The 18,580-nt window shown below is 56.0% G+C and carries 19 protein-coding genes; 6 read left to right on the forward strand and 13 right to left on the reverse strand.

Translation table 11 applies throughout. The features are described from left to right. Nucleotides 1-105 precede the first annotated feature (105 nt). Nucleotides 106-528, forward strand: a complete 423-nt coding sequence (nikR, locus tag BMY49_RS05925) for a nickel-responsive transcriptional regulator NikR (RefSeq protein WP_044627811.1) — start codon at nt 106-108, stop codon at nt 526-528. A gap of 46 nt (nt 529-574) precedes the next feature. On the opposite strand, the gene BMY49_RS05930 is transcribed toward nikR, so the two are convergent. Then, on the reverse strand, nt 575-1,057 hold the full coding sequence (locus BMY49_RS05930; RefSeq protein ID WP_044627810.1) for an FKBP-type peptidyl-prolyl cis-trans isomerase: 483 nt from the start codon (nt 1,055-1,057) through the stop codon (nt 575-577). 177 nt (nt 1,058-1,234) lie between these two features. Here BMY49_RS05930 and BMY49_RS05935 point away from each other — a divergent pair, with 177 nt between their 5' ends. Further along, nucleotides 1,235-1,513, forward strand: a complete 279-nt coding sequence (locus BMY49_RS05935; protein WP_054641193.1) for a hypothetical protein — start codon at nt 1,235-1,237, stop codon at nt 1,511-1,513. Between the two features lie 137 nt (nt 1,514-1,650). Here the strand turns inward: BMY49_RS05935 and BMY49_RS05940 are convergent, their stop codons facing one another. The 9 genes from BMY49_RS05940 to BMY49_RS05980 form a co-directional block, all read right to left on the reverse strand. Further along, nucleotides 1,651-2,118: an outer membrane lipoprotein gene (locus tag BMY49_RS05940; RefSeq protein ID WP_054641192.1), complete on the reverse strand. Its 468-nt coding sequence runs from the start codon at nt 2,116-2,118 to the stop codon at nt 1,651-1,653. Nucleotides 2,119-2,390: 272 nt separating this feature from the next. Continuing rightward, the gene (locus BMY49_RS05945) at nt 2,391-3,989 is read right to left on the reverse strand and encodes an isocitrate lyase (protein WP_044627807.1); all 1,599 of its coding nucleotides are present in this window, start codon (nt 3,987-3,989) and stop codon (nt 2,391-2,393) included. A gap of 381 nt (nt 3,990-4,370) precedes the next feature. Continuing rightward, nucleotides 4,371-4,793 (reverse strand): GNAT family N-acetyltransferase, encoded by a 423-nt coding sequence (locus BMY49_RS05950; protein WP_054641191.1) that lies wholly within the window; start codon nt 4,791-4,793, stop codon nt 4,371-4,373. Nucleotides 4,794-4,796: 3 nt separating this feature from the next. Continuing rightward, nucleotides 4,797-5,978, reverse strand: a complete 1,182-nt coding sequence (locus BMY49_RS05955) for a cupin domain-containing protein (RefSeq protein WP_062359291.1) — start codon at nt 5,976-5,978, stop codon at nt 4,797-4,799. 50 nt (nt 5,979-6,028) lie between these two features. Further along, nucleotides 6,029-7,414, reverse strand: coding sequence for an adenylosuccinate lyase (gene purB / locus BMY49_RS05960; protein WP_044627804.1), 1,386 nt, complete (start codon nt 7,412-7,414; stop codon nt 6,029-6,031). A 55-nt stretch (nt 7,415-7,469) separates the two neighbouring features. Further along, complete coding sequence (gene hflD / locus BMY49_RS05965; protein ID WP_044627803.1) at nt 7,470-8,108, reverse strand: high frequency lysogenization protein HflD; 639 nt, start codon at nt 8,106-8,108, stop codon at nt 7,470-7,472. Beyond that, complete coding sequence (gene mnmA, locus BMY49_RS05970; protein ID WP_044627802.1) at nt 8,105-9,262, reverse strand: tRNA 2-thiouridine(34) synthase MnmA; 1,158 nt, start codon at nt 9,260-9,262, stop codon at nt 8,105-8,107. The genes hflD and mnmA overlap by 4 nt, the downstream gene beginning before the upstream one ends. A gap of 73 nt (nt 9,263-9,335) precedes the next feature. Then, the gene (locus BMY49_RS05975) at nt 9,336-9,800 is read right to left on the reverse strand and encodes an NUDIX hydrolase (protein ID WP_044627801.1); all 465 of its coding nucleotides are present in this window, start codon (nt 9,798-9,800) and stop codon (nt 9,336-9,338) included. After that, the gene (locus BMY49_RS05980) at nt 9,797-10,504 is read right to left on the reverse strand and encodes a pseudouridine synthase (protein ID WP_082051380.1); all 708 of its coding nucleotides are present in this window, start codon (nt 10,502-10,504) and stop codon (nt 9,797-9,799) included. Before BMY49_RS05980 ends, BMY49_RS05975 begins: the two co-directional genes overlap by 4 nt. 38 nt (nt 10,505-10,542) lie before the next feature. On the opposite strand from BMY49_RS05980, the gene BMY49_RS17980 reads away from it, so the two are divergent. The 4 genes from BMY49_RS17980 (at nt 10,543) to clpA (ending at nt 16,089) form a co-directional block, all read left to right on the forward strand. Beyond that, a complete protein-coding gene (locus BMY49_RS17980; RefSeq protein WP_266100062.1) occupies nt 10,543-10,665 on the forward strand; it encodes a hypothetical protein in 123 nt (40 codons plus the stop codon). 153 nt (nt 10,666-10,818) lie between these two features. After that, nucleotides 10,819-13,053: an NADP-dependent isocitrate dehydrogenase gene (locus tag BMY49_RS05985; protein WP_089675193.1), complete on the forward strand. Its 2,235-nt coding sequence runs from the start codon at nt 10,819-10,821 to the stop codon at nt 13,051-13,053. A gap of 296 nt (nt 13,054-13,349) precedes the next feature. Further along, a complete protein-coding gene (gene clpS / locus BMY49_RS05990) occupies nt 13,350-13,658 on the forward strand; it encodes an ATP-dependent Clp protease adapter ClpS (protein WP_089675197.1) in 309 nt (102 codons plus the stop codon). A gap of 154 nt (nt 13,659-13,812) precedes the next feature. Beyond that, nucleotides 13,813-16,089: an ATP-dependent Clp protease ATP-binding subunit ClpA gene (clpA, locus tag BMY49_RS05995; protein ID WP_058576915.1), complete on the forward strand. Its 2,277-nt coding sequence runs from the start codon at nt 13,813-13,815 to the stop codon at nt 16,087-16,089. Between the two features lie 173 nt (nt 16,090-16,262). Here the strand turns inward: clpA and infA are convergent, their stop codons facing one another. The 3 genes from infA to aat form a co-directional block, all read right to left on the reverse strand. Continuing rightward, nucleotides 16,263-16,481: a translation initiation factor IF-1 gene (infA, locus tag BMY49_RS06000; RefSeq protein ID WP_007111068.1), complete on the reverse strand. Its 219-nt coding sequence runs from the start codon at nt 16,479-16,481 to the stop codon at nt 16,263-16,265. 138 nt (nt 16,482-16,619) lie between these two features. After that, on the reverse strand, nt 16,620-17,354 hold the full coding sequence (locus tag BMY49_RS06005) for an arginyltransferase (protein WP_089675194.1): 735 nt from the start codon (nt 17,352-17,354) through the stop codon (nt 16,620-16,622). Nucleotides 17,355-17,384: 30 nt separating this feature from the next. After that, on the reverse strand, nt 17,385-18,131 hold the full coding sequence (gene aat / locus BMY49_RS06010; protein ID WP_044627797.1) for a leucyl/phenylalanyl-tRNA--protein transferase: 747 nt from the start codon (nt 18,129-18,131) through the stop codon (nt 17,385-17,387). Between the last annotated feature and the right edge of the window lie 449 nt (nt 18,132-18,580).

Raw genomic sequence — 18,580 nt, forward strand, 5'->3', positions numbered from 1 at the left:
GGACACCTTTTTCAGGCTATTGGTATGATGTTTTTACAATAACATCATACTAATAGCACTGGAAGTTGCGGCAACGCACAACATCAGACCAGTGAAGGAGAGGGTATGCAGCGGGTAACGGTAACGCTGGATGAGGAGCTGTTAAGCGAGGTCGATGCGCTGATGGCGCTGCGCGGCTATCAAAATCGCTCAGAGGCCATTCGTGACTTGACCCGCAACGGGTTAAAGCAGGTGAAAGAGGAGGTTGCGCCCAATGCGCCGTGTATGGGAGCGCTGGTGTATGTGTATGACCACGCGGCGCGAGATCTCTCTAAGCGCCTGACTCGTCACTCTCATGACCATCACGATTTAACGCTCTCAACGCTGCATGTGCATATCAATCACGATAGCTGCTTGGAAGTCGCACTCTTAAAGGGGCAGGGGAGTGCACTGAAGCAGTTTGCCGATGAGGTAACATCATCGCGTAGCGTGCGTTATGGCCAACTTGTGTTGATTCCAGAAGAGTCAGCATCACATAGCGGCCATTAAAATAAAAAGGGCGGCCCATTGGCCGCCCTTTGTGGCATGCAAGAGCTTAGTGCTCTACGCCGCCTTCGCCGTGCACGTGGCCGTGCTCGGCTTCTTCCTGGCTTGCTTCGCGTACGGTCGCAATTTCAACGTCAAAGTTGAGGTGCTGACCCGCCAGCGGGTGGTTGCCATCAACCACAACGGTGTCGCCTTCAACTTTCTTGACGGTAACCATGAGCGGGCCGCCTTGGGTTTGCGCTTGGAACTGCATACCTGGCTCAATGCTTTCAACACCTTGGAAGGCATCACGCGGTACTTCTTGCAGCAGCTGCTCTTGAACTTCGCCGTAACCCTCTTCAGGGGAAACTTTAACGTTCAGTTTGTCCCCAGCAACACGACCTTCAAGCTCTTTTTCCAGGCCTGGGATGATGTTGCCAGCGCCGTGGAGATACGTCAGCGGCTCGCGGCCTTCAGAACTGTCTAGCACCTCACCTGCATCGTTGGTCAGGGTGTAGTGGAACGCGACAACCGAGTTTTGCGCAATTTGCATTGAATAACCTTTCGGTGAGTGCATGTCCCAACATGGTAACGCGTGTGGGCCAGCTTGTCAGGGGGTAAGCGGGCTTTTTCCACCTCCACGCCTTTAGCGCTATTGCGCCGGGGGGTGTGCAGGGATACCCTACAGCAATTAATTTTTCTCTTGAAATAACACTCACCGGAGCCTGTTATGACTATCTTCTTAATTTGGGTTATCGCCTTTGTACTGATTGCTTATTTTGCTAATAAGCGTTGGGAAAACGGCGTTAGCCAGGGGCTAGATAAAATGCTGCCAAGCGTGCTGAAAACCCATGGCGGCAACCGCTATTTGTGGGTGGTTGCGTTGGCCGTATTGGGTGCTACAACTTTGATTCGCCCTGTAGATGTGCTGCTGGTGGCGATTTTGCTCGCGGTGATTGCATTGGTAGTGATGAAACTTGCCAACTGGGCAAGCAGAATAGCCCACTAAGTCGCGCCATCGAGTCCACTCCTGGGTTCGAATCGTCAAATAGCTGAATAAACAACAGCCCGGCCAAATCGGCCGGGCTGTTGTTTTGACGAGCCGCGACGCGTATAGCGTCGGGCGAATAGTGGGCACCTCTGGTGCTAGTAAGGCGCAACGCTCAGGTTGGCACCGCTGCCAATCAAACGAACCCGTTGGCCTGCTTGGTACTGACGATCGGCGCTTTGCACGACGACCACATCCGTCCCATCATCACGACGAATTTCCATTTCCAGTGCGTTGATCCGGTTGGCGCGATCTTCTGCGGCCGTACCGGCAACGGCACCGCCCAAGGCACCAGCAACGGTGGCAAGCTGACGGCCAGAACCGCCGCCAATTTGGCTACCCAGCAGGCCACCAATCACGGCGCCGCCGCCACCACCCAGCAAATTGCCGGTGCGGCTATCGGCCTGAATTTGCACGGGGCGAACGGCCACGATGGTGCCATAGCTGACGCTCTGCCCCGTTTGCGCTTGGTTACCACGGTAAACATCGCCGGAGTAGGGCGCGGTATTGGCGCAGCCAGCCAGTGTCAAAATGCTTAACGCGGCAACAGGTAGTAAACGTTTCATTAAAACCTCCAGTGGGTATCAGCATCTATGGCCGTGAATCGGTCGCAAGGCGTTGCGTACAATTTATTTTAGAACAGCGTTCGTTAAAAGATAACGGAATCGTACAGCTTTGACCAGCCATCCAGAAAAAAGGTCATAAAGTAAAGTGTAGACAGGCATTAAGAAAGCAGTGTGCAAAAATTTTGCACGCGTTTGGGTTAATTGCAAAGTATTAAACGGAAGGCAAAAAACAGGAGGCCGAAGCCTCCTGGAGGTATTGCGAGTAAGGTTGATTAACCGAACTGATTCATGGTGTTGTCTTTGCCGCCCGCTTTCAGCGCTGCGTCGCCATGGAAGAACTCTTTATGATCGTCACCGATGTTAGAACCTGCCATGTCCTGGTGCTTAACAGTGGCGATACCTTGGCGGATCTCTTGACGCTGCACACCTTCCACATAGGCCAGCATACCTTCGTCGCCAAAGTAGCCCTTAGCCAGGTTGTCGGTAGAGAGCGCTGCGGTGTGGTACGTGGGCAGTGTAATCAGGTGGTGGAAGATACCTGCTTCGCGAGAGCTATCGCGCTGGAAGTTACGCGTCCACTCGTCGGCCAATTGACCAAGTTCGGTGTTGTCATACTCCACGCTCATCAGCTTGTCGCGCTGGTAAGCCGAGACATCCTTGCCCTCTTTCTCCCAGGCATCGAAGACCTGCTGACGGAAGTTGAGCGTCCAGTTGAAGGAGGGCGAGTTGTTGTAGACCAGCTTGGCATCCGGCACCACCTCGCGGATACGGTTCACCATGCTAGCAATTTGGCCAACGTGGGGCTTTTCGGTCTCGATCCACAGCAGGTCGGCACCGTTTTGCAGGCTGGTGATGCAGTCCAGCACCACGCGATCTTCCCCCGTGCCCGGCTTGAACTGGTAGAGACCCGAGGCTAAACGCTTGGGCTTGACCAGCTTGCCGTTTTGCTTGATGACGACGTCACCGTTGTTGATGTCTGCCGCGTTCTCGATGACGTCCCCATCCAAGAAGCTGTTGTACTGGTCGCCCAGGTCGCCCGGCTCGTTGGTGACGGCGATCTTCTGGGTCAGGCCAGCGCCCAGAGAGTCGGTGCGGGCTACAATCACGCCATCTTCTACGCCCAGCTCCAAGAAGGCATAGCGCACGGCGTTGATCTTCGCCAGGAAGTCTTCGTGGGGAACGGTGACCTTGCCATCCTGGTGGCCGCACTGCTTCTCGTCGGAGACCTGGTTTTCGAGCTGGATACAGCAAGCGCCCGCTTGAATGAATTTTTTGGCCAGTAGGTAGGTGGCTTCGGCGTTACCGAAACCGGCGTCGATATCGGCAATAATCGGCACGATATGCGTTTCGTAGTTGTCGATCTTGCTGATCAGCTCTTGCTCTTTAGCGCTATCGCCTGCCGCCTTGGCGTCGTCCAGGGCGCGGAACAGGTGGTTGAGTTCCCAGGCATCCGCTTGCTTCAAGAAGGTATAGAGCTCTTCGATCAGGTGCGAGACCGAGGTTTTCTCGTGCATGGATTGGTCGGGAAGCGGGCCGAACTCGGAGCGCAGGGCTGCCACCATCCATCCAGAGAGGTAGAGGTAGCGGCGTTTGGTGGTGCCGAAGTGTTTCTTGATCGAGATGAGCTTTTGCTGACCGATGAAACCGTGCCAGCAGCCCAACGACTGAGTGTACTGGGAGGTGTCGGCATCGTAGGCGGCCATGTCGTCGCGCATGATCTTGGCCGTGTAGCGAGCGATGTCCAAACCGGTATGGAAACGGTTTTGAGCGCGCATACGGGCAGCATATTCAGGTTTGATGGCTGACCACTTGCCGCCTTGGGCTTCGCGAAGGTGGGCCATGGCTTTGATATCGTCGAGCAGTCCTGTCATGAGCTGATTCCTCCAGAGTTATCGTCGTTCGCACGTTAGCTTGTTCTTATGCTGCACCTGCGAGATAGATTCCAGCATTATTCAAATTCGCGACGCTGTCTCTACACCCATCGTCTCTTAATAAAACGTCGCGGTGTGGCGCTTTGCGTTTCACAGTGTCGGTGTCTCCAAAGAGGAGAGTCCTTAACGCTGCAGTGCAATAACTATCGACTAGGCAAGGAGATCCAACAATTGTCACTTGGGGGCATGCGGCGTTGTAGTCCGACGACAGCGACTACGCCAAACGCCCTGTTTGTGTAGTCGTTTTTCGTCATGGCTTTGACTACGAACACAAAAAAAGCGCCACACGGGGTGGCGCTTGGCGACATTGGCACTGAATCACTACAAAAACAGCGTCATCTCACGATGGGGAATGCCTGCATCCATAAACACGTCGCCGTGGGCAACAAACCCCAGGCGTTCATAGAAAGCGAGGGCATGTAACTGGGCGCTAAGCGCTGCATGAGGGTGGCCGGCCTCGCGGGCGGCTTTAATGGCCGCCTCCATTAGCTGGTAGCCAATGCCCGTGCCTCGGGCGCTGCTAAGTACCGCAACGCGGCCAATGTGGCCATCGGGCAGCAGTCGCGCGGTGCCTACCGGCTCGCCATTGAGAGTGGCTAAAAAGTGCAGGCACTCCGTATCGAGACCATCCCACTCCTCTTCTTGAGGAACTTGCTGCTCGTCGATAAAGACGATTCGGCGAATCAGCGAGGCTGGCTCACCCAGTAATGCCCAACTACCACTTTTTACCGTTACCGCTTCCACGTCTTACTCCTCGTCGTCTCCTTCGCCCATAAAACCAAGGCTGCCGCTGTTGATGAGCTGTGTAATCAGCGCTTTAGCGCCGTCAATTTCCAGCACCTCTTCGTACATCGGCGTTGGGTCAGCGAGGCGTTTTGCCAGAGTCTCTGAGCAGCTATGCCCGTCGCCATCGACAAATAGCGTGGTGCCTGACGCATCGCTACGCCATGCAAAGCGAGAACCCGGCATATGGAACAGTGGCTCACCGTCTTGTAGTTGAGCAACAAGGTCGGCTTCGCTCATCGGCTCTTCGAGGGGAACGACTTGATCGATATATTTGGGCTGGGTCATCACGCGGCCAAACCACTGAGCAACCTGTTCAGGATTATCCAGGGTGGAGAGAATAAACTGGCGCATGCGTTCGACGGCGGCATCGTCGAGCTCGCCTACCTCCTCGGCAGGGGCCATGCCCGCATCGCTATAACGCTGGGAGTCCGACATTTGTTCGCCGACATAATCGGCATACGAGGTGATGGCTTCGTCGGCCGAGGGCGCCCGGAAACCCACCGAAATCGTCATGCAGTCGTCGGTTTGGCTGACGCCGTGGTGTGCCCAGCCGGGGGGCAAATACAACATGTCGCCGGGTGCCAGGGTCCAGTCGGAATCTGCTTCAATCTCGAAAGACTGCAGAATGCGCAAGTCAATGCCCTGAATGATGGGAGCATTACCTGGCTGCTTGCCGCCAAGCTGCCAACGACGGTGGCCGCTTGCCTGCAGTAAAAACACATCATACTGGTCGATATGCGGGCCAACACTGCCGCCGGGCGGTGCATAGCTCACCATGATGTCGTCCAGCCGCCAGCGGGGTAGGAAATCAAACTCATCCATCAGCGCAGCGATAGAGGGCACATAGTGGTCGACCGCTTGTACTAGCAGGCTCCAGTGACCTTCCGACAGCCGCTCGAAAGTGGCGTCGTCGAACGGCCCGTGCGAGACCTGCCAGGGGCCGTCGGGGCCGTTCTCTTCGACCAGCCGCGCTTCGACGCCCGGTTCGCAGGCAAGACCTGCCAGCTCGTCGGGGTCGATGGGGCTGACGAAATCAGGGATAGCGCCACGAATCAGCAGTGGCTTCTGTTGCCAGTAGTTGGCCAAGAAGTCTGCGGGCGTTAAATCGCCCAGCAGGGTGAGTGGCTTATCGTGATGACTCATGGCGTTATCCTAGTTCAAGTGAGCGCTACGTTAGTGTCGCAGGGCGTCGTTTAGAGTGCAGCAAGCCGCTGGTTGAGTGCTTCGGCCTGGGCCTTCGCATTACCAATATAGCTGGCGGGCGAGAGCGCCTTCAGCTCATTTTTCACCGTCTCGGGCAGCTCAAGGGTATCAATAAAGGCCGCAAAGCCCGCTTGGTCAATACGCTTGCCGCGAGTAAGTTCTTTGAGCTTCTCGTAGGGCTTTTCAATGCCGTAGCGACGCATCACGGTTTGGATCGGCTCGGCCAGTACTTCCCAGCTGTTATCCAGGTCTTCTGCCAAGCGCGACGGGTTAGCTTCCAGCTTGCTGATGCCCTTAAGGCTAGCGTGGTAGCCAATCAGGCCATAGGCCAAGCCAACGCCTAGGTTACGCAGTACGGTGGAGTCGGTCAGGTCGCGCTGCCAGCGAGAAATCGGTAGTTTCTGTGCTAGGTGGCTCATCACCGCGTTGGCGAGGCCCAGGTTGCCTTCTGAGTTTTCAAAGTCAATCGGGTTGACCTTGTGCGGCATGGTGGAAGAGCCAATTTCGCCCTCTACGGTGCGCTGCTTGAAGTAGCCCAGGGAAATATAGCCCCATACGTCGCGGTCAAAGTCGATCAGGATCGTGTTGTAGCGGCAGATCGCATCGAACAGTTCGGCAATGTAGTCGTGGGGTTCGATTTGCGTGGTATAGGGGTTAAAGCTTAAGCCCAAGCCTTCAACAAAGGTGCGCGCGTTGGCTTCCCAGTCGATATCTGGGTAGGTGGTCAGGTGGGCGTTGTAGTTGCCGACCGCACCGTTGATTTTGCCCAGAATCTCCACGCTTTCGATCTGCTTGAGCTGGCGCTTGAGGCGATACGCCACGTTAGCCATCTCTTTACCTAGCGTGGTGGGGCTAGCCGTTTGGCCATGGGTGCGTGACAGCATCGGCTGGCCTGCATGGGCAATCGCCAGCTTGGCAATCTCATCGGCGACTTCGTGCATTGTCGGCAGCATAGCTTTTAGGCCATCTGCCAGCATCACGCCGTAAGAGAGGTTGTTGATGTCTTCACTGGTGCAGGCGAAGTGGATAAATTCGGTAACGGCGTTTAGCTCGGCTTGGCCTGCAATCTTCTCTTTTAGGAAGTACTCCACCGCTTTAACGTCGTGATTGGTGGTGCGCTCAATCTCTTTGATACGCTCCGCGTCATCGACTGAGAAGTCACGAATAAGCTGCTCTAGAAACGCGGTGGCTTCTGCGGAAAGCGGCGGGACTTCGACAATCTGGCCGTGCTCAGCAAGGCGCTGCAGCCAGCGCACTTCCACGATCACGCGCGCACGGATCAGGCCGAATTCGCTGAAGTGTTCACGTAGCGCGGCGGCTTTGGCGCCGTAGCGGCCGTCAACGGGAGAAAGGGCGGTCAGAGCAGAGAGTTGCATGGCTTGGTTTCCAGAGTGGTCAAAGTCGGAGGTCGAAAGTAAGGTATCTTGGCGGCTAGCTAAAGTTATCCAGCGCTCGGCGTAGCGCCTTGCGTTGAAACACCAGCTTCCAGCGGCGGCCGCCCTGCTGATGCCACAACAGCGCAAAGCGAATACCGGCCATTAAGCAAGCGCGTACTCGTTCCGGCATCATGCGGGTTTGCAGTAGCGAGGGGTCGCCCTGCACCACAATGCGCGTTTTAAACGTCGAAATGGTCTCTTGGTAAGTTTCACCAAGGCTGGCAATGACGTTTTCGTGAGTCGTTCCAAAGTGGTCTGCTTGCCCTTGAACATGGGTCAGCTTTTGGCCTAACACGTCCATCATCTGGCGGTCGGTGCGCAGCTTATTCATTAGCAGCAGCAGCGAAAATCCGTAGCGCAATACCACCGGGTTGGCCTGCTTACGGCCAACGAGTGCTTCCAGCGTATCCAGCCCGCGGCGCAGGTTGTTGGGGTGGCCGCCGTAGATGGCTTCAAAACTTTCCGGGTTGGTGTCTACCGTCGCGTTGATCAGCGTTTCCCACGCGCGTGTATCAACTTGTCCTGTACGGGCGAGTTCATCGACGAGGCTTGCTGCTTGAAAGACCCCCGCTAGCGCGAGGGCTTGACGGGCAGCGGGGGTATCGGGCGCGCGGTGAATAGGGGTTGCGCTCATGCAGCGGTCTCCGAGGCATTCCAGGTGGCGCGAATAACGCCGCCGCCTAAGCAGATGTCGTTATCGTAAAGCACCAGCGACTGGCCGGGCGTGACCGCCCACTGCGGGTCGTTAAAAATTACTTCAACGCTGCCATCAGCCTGGGCGACAATTTCGCAGGGGCAGTCGCTTTGGCGGTAGCGGGTTTTGGCGGTAAAGCGGCCTTGCTGAACCGGCGGCTTTCCGGCGACCCAGTCCATCGCCTCGGTGGCGAGTGCATTGGTGTAAAGCAGCGGATGATGCTTGCCTTGCACCACGATCAGCACGTTGCGCTCGAGATCTTTTGCCGCCACGTACCAGGGGTCTTCGGAGTAGTTGGCCAAACCGCCAATACCTAACCCTTGACGCTGCCCCAGGGTGTAGTACATCAAGCCCATGTGCTGGCCAATTTCATCGCCTTCAGGGGTCTCGATGGTGCCCGGCTGGGCGGGCAGGTACTGCTGCAGGAAGTCGCGGAAACGACGCTCACCGATAAAGCAGATACCAGTGGAGTCCTTTTTCTTCGCGGTGACGAGGTCGTGCTGCTCCGCCAGCGCGCGCACTTCAGGTTTTTCAAGCTCACCGACCGGGAACAGCGTGCGGGCAATCGCCGCTTCTGGCACCGCGTGCAGGAAGTAGCTTTGGTCTTTATTGCCATCCAGGCCTTTCAGCAGGCGCGGGTGACCGTCGCGGATGCCTTGGCGCACGTAGTGACCGGTGGCGATTTTATCGGCACCCAGCATCTCGGCATACTCCAAGAAGACCTTGAACTTGATCTCCCGGTTACAAAGGATGTCAGGATTAGGCGTACGGCCTGCTTTGTACTCTGCCAAGAAGTGCTCGAATACGTTGTCCCAATACTCGGCAGCGAAGTTAGCCGTGTGCAGCTTGATGCCCAGTTTGGCGCACACGGCTTCCGCATCGGCCAGATCCTCCTTCGCCGTGCAGTATTCGGTGCCGTCGTCTTCATCCCAGTTTTTCATAAACAGGCCCTCGACCTCGTACCCCTGTTGGAGCAGAAGGAGAGCAGAAACGGAGGAGTCGACGCCGCCGGACATGCCGACAATCACTTTGCCGGTGGCAGCGGTGTGGGTGTCTGACGCGTCCTGGGTGGCTGTGCCATCGGTGGATGTCATTGGCATCCTCAGTTGAAGTGGTGTGCAATTGGGCGGCGATTATACACGATGGGGGCTCGATGCTTCGAGTGCTTCACTCTTGGATCACCGAAAGCGGGAAGTGACGGTGGTTCAGGGCATCGTCAATGCGTTTCAGCACCAGCGGGCTTCTTAACCGCTGCGCGGCCGCGAGTGCGACGATCTCATCGCGTGTTAACCAATGGGTAGCCACAATGGCTGGGTCAATCGCCGTGGTGAGCGGCTGTTCAGGGACGCCGGTAAATCCGTGGCTATGAAACGTTTCTCCCTCTGGGGTGTGAAAAACGTACAGCCCTAAATAGCCGGTGAGCGTTACCTGCCACGCCGTTTCCTCTTGCACCTCGCGCTGTATGGCGGCTACCGGCCCTTCACCAAGTTCCACATGCCCGGCTGGCTGATTAAAGAGCGTGTGGGCACCACCTTTATCTTCTTCCACCATTAAAAAATGCTCGCCCTGCTGAATCACGCAGGCCACCGTGCTGCGAATGGTTGGCCGAACAGTAGGAGAAGGCGTATTCATTTTTTAGGGCCTCTGGATTTGGCGCTTCGTTTGGGAGCTGCTTTTGCGGCACGCGCTTTATTGGTATCTGAGCCTTTTGGTAAGGCGCTTTTCGGCTTGGCGTTTTTTGGCTTAGCCTTTTTTGGCACAGCGCGAGGCTGCTTGGCATTGTCGGGGCGCGGTGCGTGCAGGGTTTCTTTACGCCATTCTCCAGGTGCCAGGTCGCCCAGTTGCCAGGGGCCAATGGCCGCACGAATCAGGCGCAACGTGGGAAAACCCACGTGGGCAGTCATGCGGCGCACCTGGCGGTTGCGGCCTTCGCTAATAGTGAGTTCCAGCCAACTGGTAAGAGGGTGGCGCTTAGGGTCGATCGGCGGGTCACGTTCAGCAATAGCAGGCGGCGCTATACGGCGCGCTTTGGCGGGTAGGGTTGGGCCATCTTTTAACGTAATGCCTACTTTGAGCGCACGGATGGCCTCATCGGTGATGTGGCCTTCAAGCTGCACCCAATAGGTTTTTGGCTGCTTGTGTTTGGGGTGGGCAATGCGGTGAATAAGGCCCCCGTCATCACTCAGTAGCAGCAGGCCTTCAGAATCAAAATCAAGGCGGCCAGCGGCGTACACCCCTGGGGTGCGAATCACTTCTGCCAAGGTGGCTCTGCCCTGGCTATCGGTAAACTGGGAGAGCATACGGTAGGGTTTGTGCAGTAAATATAAGGTGCTCATCGTCTCACAAGCTGTCCCAAGAACTAGAGGTGGAGGATTTGTCGACAATCGCTCATGCGGTTAAAGTGCAGCGCTGGTATAATCTGGCGCAGCTGTTTGAGATGAACCGTTGGCATCGTGATGACCACCGTTTTCATCTGTCGTCATCGTTACCGCAATAACCACCGAGTGACCAGTAGTACCACCGACTGACCAAAGGGGCAGCGCATACAGGATGCTCCACCCGCTTCGCGGCATGGCTAATCGTTGAATGAGCCGCGTAGCTCAGGATTTTTTATAATCACAGCGACCGAAAAAAAGAGGTTAACGCAAAAATGTCTAAAACGCCGAAGATCATTTATACGCTCACCGATGAAGCTCCTGCGCTCGCTACCTACTCTTTGTTACCCATCATTGATGCCTTTACCGACTCTGCCGGTGTCGAAGTAGAGACCCGCGATATTTCTCTTGCTGCCCGCGTATTGGCACAATTCCCGGATATTCTGAGCGACGAGCAGCGCGTGAGCGATGACTTGGCGGAGCTTGGTCAGCTGGCGAAGACGCCTGAAGCCAATATTATCAAACTACCTAATATCAGCGCCTCTGGCCCGCAGCTAAAAGCAACCATCAAAGAGCTGCAAAGCCAAGGTTACCCGCTGCCTGACTACCCGGAAGAGCCGAAAAACGACGAAGAAGCCTCCGTTAAAGCGCGTTACGACAAAGTCAAGGGCAGTGCGGTAAACCCGGTGCTGCGCGAAGGTAACTCCGACCGCCGCGCGCCGAAATCGGTCAAAAACTACGCTCGCAAATACCCGCACCGCATGGGTGAGTGGAGCGCTGACTCTAAGTCCCATGTGGCTCATATGAGCGAAGGCGACTTCTACGGCAGCGAACAGTCGGCGGTGATGGAAAAAGCCGGCACGCTGAAGATTGAGCTGCAGCAAAAAGATGGCACCAACGTGGTGCTAAAAGAGGGTCTTGCGGTACAAGCAGGCGAAGTCATTGACGCCGCCAGCATGAGTAGCCGCCGTCTGCGCAGCTTTATTGACAGCCAAATCAGCGATGCCAAAGAGAGCGGCGTGCTGTTCTCGCTGCACTTGAAAGCCACCATGATGAAGGTCTCCGACCCAATCATGTTCGGTATCGTGGTAGAAGAGTTCTATAAAGAGGTGCTGGAGAAGCACGCTGACGTGCTGAAGAGTGCTGGCTTCAACCCGAACAGCGGTATCGGCGACCTTTACAGCGCTATTGAGAAGCTGCCCAGCGACCAGCAAGAGGCGATCAAAGGCGATGTAGAGGCCCTTTATCAAACTCGCCCGGCCATGGCGATGGTGAACTCCCATAAAGGCATCACCAACCTGCATGTGCCCAGCGACGTGATCATCGATGCCTCTATGCCGGCGATGATTCGTGATTCCGGCAAGATGTGGAACGCGAATGACGAGCTGCAAGATGCGAAGGCTGTTATCCCTGACCGCTGCTACGCCACCATTTACCAGGCGGTGATCGAAGACTGCAAGCAGCACGGCGCGTTCGATCCGACCACCATGGGCAGCGTACCTAACGTGGGCCTGATGGCGCAGAAAGCCGAAGAGTACGGCTCTCACGATAAAACCTTCCAAATGCCTGCCGACGGGACTGTCGTGGTCACCGACGATTCAGGCCAAACTGTGTTTAGCCACACGGTAGAAGCAGGCGATATCTGGCGTATGTGCCAGACCAAAGACGCGCCGATTCAAGACTGGGTGAAGCTGGCCGTTACCCGTGCCCGCGACAGTGGTGCCCCGGCACTGTTCTGGCTCGACGCTAACCGTGCCCACGACGCGCAACTGATCAAGAAGGTCGAGACGTACCTGAAAGATCACGACACCGCTGGCCTGGATATCCGAATTCTCGCGCCGGTCGATGCAATGAAGGTTTCTTTGGAGCGTATCCGTAAAGGCGAAGACACCATCTCCGTCACTGGTAACGTGCTGCGCGATTACCTCACCGACCTGTTCCCGATCATGGAACTGGGCACCAGCGCCAAGATGCTCTCTATCGTACCGCTGATGAACGGTGGTGGCCTGTTTGAAACCGGCGCTGGCGGTTCTGCACCTAAGCACGTTCAGCAGTTCCTGGAAGAGAACCACCTGCGTTGGGATTCGCTGGGTGAGTTCCTGGCCCTGGCGGCGTCGCTTGAGCACCTGGGCAGCACCTTCGGTAACGCCCGCGCGACGCTGTTGGCAAAAGCGCTGGATGAAGCCAATGGCAAATTCCTCGACAGCAACAAGTCGCCATCGCGTAAAGTCGGCGAGCTGGATAACCGTGGCAGCCACTTCTACCTAGCAATGTACTGGGCAGAAGCACTGGCCGCTCAGGGCCAGGACGCCGAACTGAAATCCCTGTTTGGTCGTCTGGCAGAGACGCTGCAAGCCAACGAGAGCACCATCGTTGATGAGCTGAACAGCGTGCAGGGGCAGCCGGTGGATATCCAGGGATACTTCCACCCCAACCGTGAGCTGGCCAGCCAGGCCATGCGCCCGAGCAAGACCCTCAACGACGCGCTGGCCATGGTGTCCAAAGGCTGATCATCCGCTGAGCCGTCGCGCTTCAACGGCTGATCGATCCCTCGCCCGCCTTGCGGGCGAGGGATTTTTATTCTCTCCTGTGTGATAATTTTTTACCTTTCATGAACCCTTGTTGATGGCAGGCGTCTTATACATAGGTGTACAGTCTGTAGAAGCCTGGACTGTAAAAGCCTCGTCTTTGAATTGATCCAAGGCCCTGACTGTCAGCAGCAAGAAGATGATGCACGTGACTTATGCCTAATACATACCCTCTGGACGTGATCGCGACTCTGCAGGCAGGCATGACGCGTCCAGGCATGCCAGAACACGATGATGACTTAGCGGTGCAGTCGGCCGAGCCCGCGCTGGCACAGCCGCCTTTATATAAAGTGGTGTTGCATAACGACGACTACACCCCCATGGAGTTTGTCGTTGAAGTGCTGCAAAGCTTTTTTAATATGGATAGCGAAAAAGCCGTGCAGGTGATGTTGGCGGTGCACACCCAGGGGAAAGCCACCTGCGGCATTTTTACCCGGGATATTGCTGAAACTAAAAGTTATCAAGTGAATGAGTATGCCCGTGAATGTGAGCACCCGCTAATGAGTGACATCGAAGCTGCTGATTAAGCCTATTTAAAATGAGTAACGTTGAAAAAAAGTAGCGCAGGGGCTTGCAACCACGCCATTTGTACCCGATGTTGAAAGTGCCGGTCGATTAAACTGATCCGACGCAAGCCCTAGGTGTCGATATACCCTAGGTAGTAGCGAAAAGGGGACTGCCATGCTGAGCAAAGAACTTGAACTGACCCTGAACACGGCCTTCACCGTGGCTCGCTCAAAGCGCCACGAATTCATGACTGTAGAGCACCTGCTTCTGGCGCTGCTAGACAATGCCTCTGCGGTGGATGTGCTGAAGGCGTGTGGGGCAAACCTCGACAAGCTGCGGTCCGATCTGCAGGATTTCATTAACTCGACCACACCGCTGATCCCAGAAGGTCAGGGTGACCGTGAAACTCAGCCAACGCTTGGTTTCCAGCGCGTGCTGCAACGTGCTGTATTCCATGTTCAATCTTCCGGTAAAAGCGAAGTGACTGGCGCTAATGTGCTGGTGGCCATCTTTTCCGAGCAAGAGAGTCAAGCGGTTTACTTCCTTAAACAACAAAGCGTGGCGCGGGTAGACGCGGTGAACTACATCGCCCACGGAATTTCTAAAGTCTCTGGTCATGGCCCGTCGCCATCACCTTCCTCTCAAGAGAGTGACGACGCAGAAGAGGGGAGCGCTGAAGGTGCTGCTCATCCGCTGACCGGCTACGCCACCAACCTCAATGAGCAGGCACGTCAGGGTAAAATCGACCCTCTGATTGGCCGCGACCATGAACTTGAGCGCGTTGTGCAAATTCTGGCCCGCCGTCGTAAAAATAACCCACTCCTGGTGGGTGAAGCGGGTGTGGGTAAAACCGCTATTGCCGAAGGCTTAGCCAAGCGCATCGTCGAAGAAGACGTGCCGGAAGTCATTGCCGACGCGGTGGTTTACTCACTGGATATGGGCGCACTACTGGCAGGCACCAAGTACCGTGGCGATTTCGAAAAGCGCCTCAAGAGTCTGTTAAGCGAGCTGCGTAAACAGCCCAATGCCATCTTGTTCATCGATGAGATTCACACGGTCATTGGCGCGGGCGCTGCCTCGGGCGGCGTGATGGACGCTTCCAATCTGTTGAAACCGCTGCTCTCTTCAGGCGAGCTGCGCTGCATTGGTTCGACCACGTTCCAGGAGTTCCGCGGAATTTTCGAGAAAGACCGCGCCTTGGCACGCCGCTTCCAAAAGGTCGACGTGCTGGCACCGTCCGTTGAGGACACCATCAAGATTCTCAAAGGGCTGCGTTCGCGCTTCGAAGAGCATCACGAGCTGAAGTACACTGACGGTGCGCTGGAGAGTGCCGCTCGTCTGGCGGATCGCTACATCAACGATCGCTTCCTGCCCGATAAAGCGATCGATGTGATCGACGAAGCGGGTGCGCATCAGCGGATGCTACCCCCTGAGGTACGTGCTACGACGATCGATGTGGAGCAGGTGGAAGCCGTGGTGGCCTCCATTGCGCGCATTCCGCCGAAGAGCGTCTCGAGTTCGGATCGTAAACAGCTCGAGAAGTTGGACCGCGACCTGAAAATGTTGGTGTTTGGTCAAGATGAAGCGATCGATTCACTGTCGGCGGCCATCAAGCTCTCCCGTGCGGGCCTGAAATCTCCCGATAAGCCCGTGGGCAGTTTCCTGTTCGCAGGCCCGACTGGGGTCGGTAAAACGGAAGTAGCCAAGCAACTGGCGCATATCATGGGCATCGAGCTGGTGCGTTTCGATATGTCGGAGTACATGGAGCGTCACACCGTGTCGCGTTTGATCGGTGCGCCTCCAGGCTATGTGGGGTATGACCAGGGTGGGCTACTGACCGAGGCCGTCACCAAACAGCCGCACTGCGTGCTGCTTCTCGACGAAATCGAAAAAGCGCATCCAGAAGTTTTCAATCTGCTGTTGCAGGTCATGGATCACGGTCGTTTGACGGATAACAACGGCCGCGAGGCAGACTTCCGCCATGTGATTTTGATCATGACCTCGAACGCTGGGGCGGAGCAGGCATCGCGTCGCTCTATCGGTTTCCAGAGCCAGGATCACTCGACGGATGCGATGGAAGTGATTCGTCGGACCTTCTCGCCGGAATTCCGTAACCGCCTGGACGGCATCATTCAATTCCATGCGCTGCCCACGACGGTGGTGCGCAACGTGGTCGACAAGTTCTTGATCGAGCTTCAGGCGCAACTAGACGAGAAGCGCGTGCAGCTGGATGTAGACGACGTCGCCCGGGATTGGCTAGCAGAGAAAGGCTACGACCCGGATATGGGGGCAAGGCCGATGGCTCGCTTGATCCAAGAGAAGCTCAAGAAGCCACTCGCAGAGATGATTCTGTTTGGAGAGCTGGCCGAGCACGGTGGTATCGTCCATGTTAGCCTGGAGGAGGGAGAGCTTCATCTTTCGACAGAGTCGGAAATGGCAGATGCGCCCTGAAAAGGGCGCTAAGATGACCGCCAAGCAGTAATGCATACTCGCTAGCACGCACAGCGCCCTGTCTTCGACGGGGCGTTGTCGTTTCCAGGGAGCGGCGCCGTCGTTACGCGGTGCTACTAATAGCCGTGGGACGCGATCTGTGAGCAGGCGTTGCTTGAGGGCACACTCAAGGCTTAGCGCGAGCGATAAACGATACGGCCTTTGGACAGGTCGTAGGGCGTTAGTTCTACCTTGACCTTGTCGCCAGTCAGAATGCGGATGTAGTTTTTACGCATTTTGCCAGAGATGTGAGCGGTCACAACGTGACCGTTTTCCAGCTCAACCCGGAACATGGTGTTGGGAAGGGTATCAACAATAACGCCTTCCATTTCAATATGATCTTCGCGTGCCATATAGGCAGATCCTCACTTATTTTACATCGTGGTTGGTCGAATGATTGTTTCAATAAGCGTTGGCACAAACCTGCTCGCCTAAGAAACAGCGCTATATTGTGCCGTAAGCCCGCCGTCAAGGCAAAAAAGCTGACCAGTTTAACGAATTATAGGTCGCCAGTGCCGCCCATCCAGCAGTTCAATCGGTGAAAAAGCTTGCTTGTAGCGCATCTTACGACACTCCTCAATCCAGTACCCGAGATAAAGGTGCGGCAGCGCTTTTTCTTGGCAGAGCGCAATTAACTTTAAGATGGCAAAGGTGCCCAGCGAGCGCTTTTCAAGCGACGCATCCACTTTGAAAAACGTATAAATGGCCGAAAGACCATGCTCTAGCTGGTCAAACGCTGCCACGGCCACCAGTTCGCCCTCTAGATACATCTCCAGTAGGTGTGCATAGGGCTCTTCTAGCGTTAAGAAGGTACGGTATTGGTCGCGGCTAGGGGGGTACATATCGCCATCGGCATGACGCTGACGAATATAGTCGGCGTACAGCGCATAGTGGGCCGCGTCGAAGCGTGCGGCAATCACTCGGGTTTCAATATCGGCATTGCGTCGCCAAAGTTTGCGCTGGGTGCGGTTGGCGCTAAATTCGTCTACTGGAATGCGTACCGAACGGCAGGCATTGCAACCCTCGCAGTGAGGGCGGTATAAGTGGCGTCCGCTGCGTCGAAAGCCAAGCAGAGACAGCGAGTCGTACACCCCAGGCACCGGCGACTCCTGAGGATCCAGAAACAGTGTTGTTGCCTCTTTGCCAGGAAGATAGCTGCAGGCATGAGGAACGGTTAGGAAGAAGCGCAAATCCCGCACAGGGCGGCGAGGAGCGTTACTACTCACGGCTTGCCTCCTTGGTGAAAAACGGCGCGGTCACTCTGCTTCAGCGCCTGAGGGTATCGCCGCCAGCCATGGTGAGGCAGGCACGGATGGCGTCTGATGGGCAGGTGGTAAGCGAAAAGCCTTTTCTGGCAACCATTGTTCAAGGTAGTTGATGAACGTGCTACGGGCGACTGTTGTCGCACCCAGGCTGGCTAAATGCGGCGTGTGCATTTGGCAGTCGATGAGTTCACCACCATGGCGTTGCATGGCGCCTGCCAAGTAGGCCAGCGCAATTTTGGAAGCGTCGGGTTGACGTGAAAACATCGACTCACCAAAGAACACTGGCCCCATGGCCAGCCCATACAGCCCGCCGACCAGCTCGCCGTCACGGTGTACCTCAATGCTGTGGGCGATGCCAAGTTCGTGAAGGCGCTGATAGGCACGACGCATATCCGGGTTAATCCAAGTGCCCGGTTCATTTTTACGGGGAGCAGCACATGCCTCAACGACCTGGATGAACTGTTGATCTAGTGTCACGCTAAAGCCACCATGTCGCAGCCGTTTAGCTAGACTGCGGCGTCGTTTAAACTGAGCAGGCAGCAGTATCATGCGCGGGTCAGGGCTCCACCATAAAATGGGGTCCTTGTCGCTATACCAAGGAAATATCCCTTTCCGGTAAGCGTCTACCAGCCAGGCTGGTGTAAGCTCTCCACCGGCGGCTAGGAGGCCGTTGGGAGACTCTAATGCCTGTTCGGTAGATGGAAATGAAGGGTGTGGCGATGAGAGCCAAGGTAGCATCGCTTGCTCCTGTTGCTGATAGCTTCTATAGAAGCGCTGTGACGGCGGAAGGATGCTCGGTATGATGCAAACTCGCAAGTGGATTAAAGACACCGTGTGGTGTAAAGGGAGAATCGCTTGAAAGTAACCTGAATCCGTGAAGCCGGCGCCGACACTTTCCCTATCACCGCCAGCGAGCACTTTTTGATCATTCGCCCCGTGCAAGTTGGCTTTCGCAAGCCCGTTATTGCCAAAACCCACCGTGCTGATCGGTGCTGACGGCCCGTTTTGTCATGCCTTTCCACCCGCCAGGCACGACATATCTGGCGATCGCGTGTCGCTTGGAACTGCTTGTGGATAGAGTGTCGCCGATTGACGGTCAGCATGGCGTTCCTCGTGGATAACGCAGTCGGCTCCGCAGCGTCTTGAGCACCGTCATGCGCCCGATATCCTGCCCGAAGTCGAGGATG

The organism is Vreelandella aquamarina (assembly GCF_900110265.1).
Classification (GTDB): domain Bacteria; phylum Pseudomonadota; class Gammaproteobacteria; order Pseudomonadales; family Halomonadaceae; genus Vreelandella; species Vreelandella aquamarina.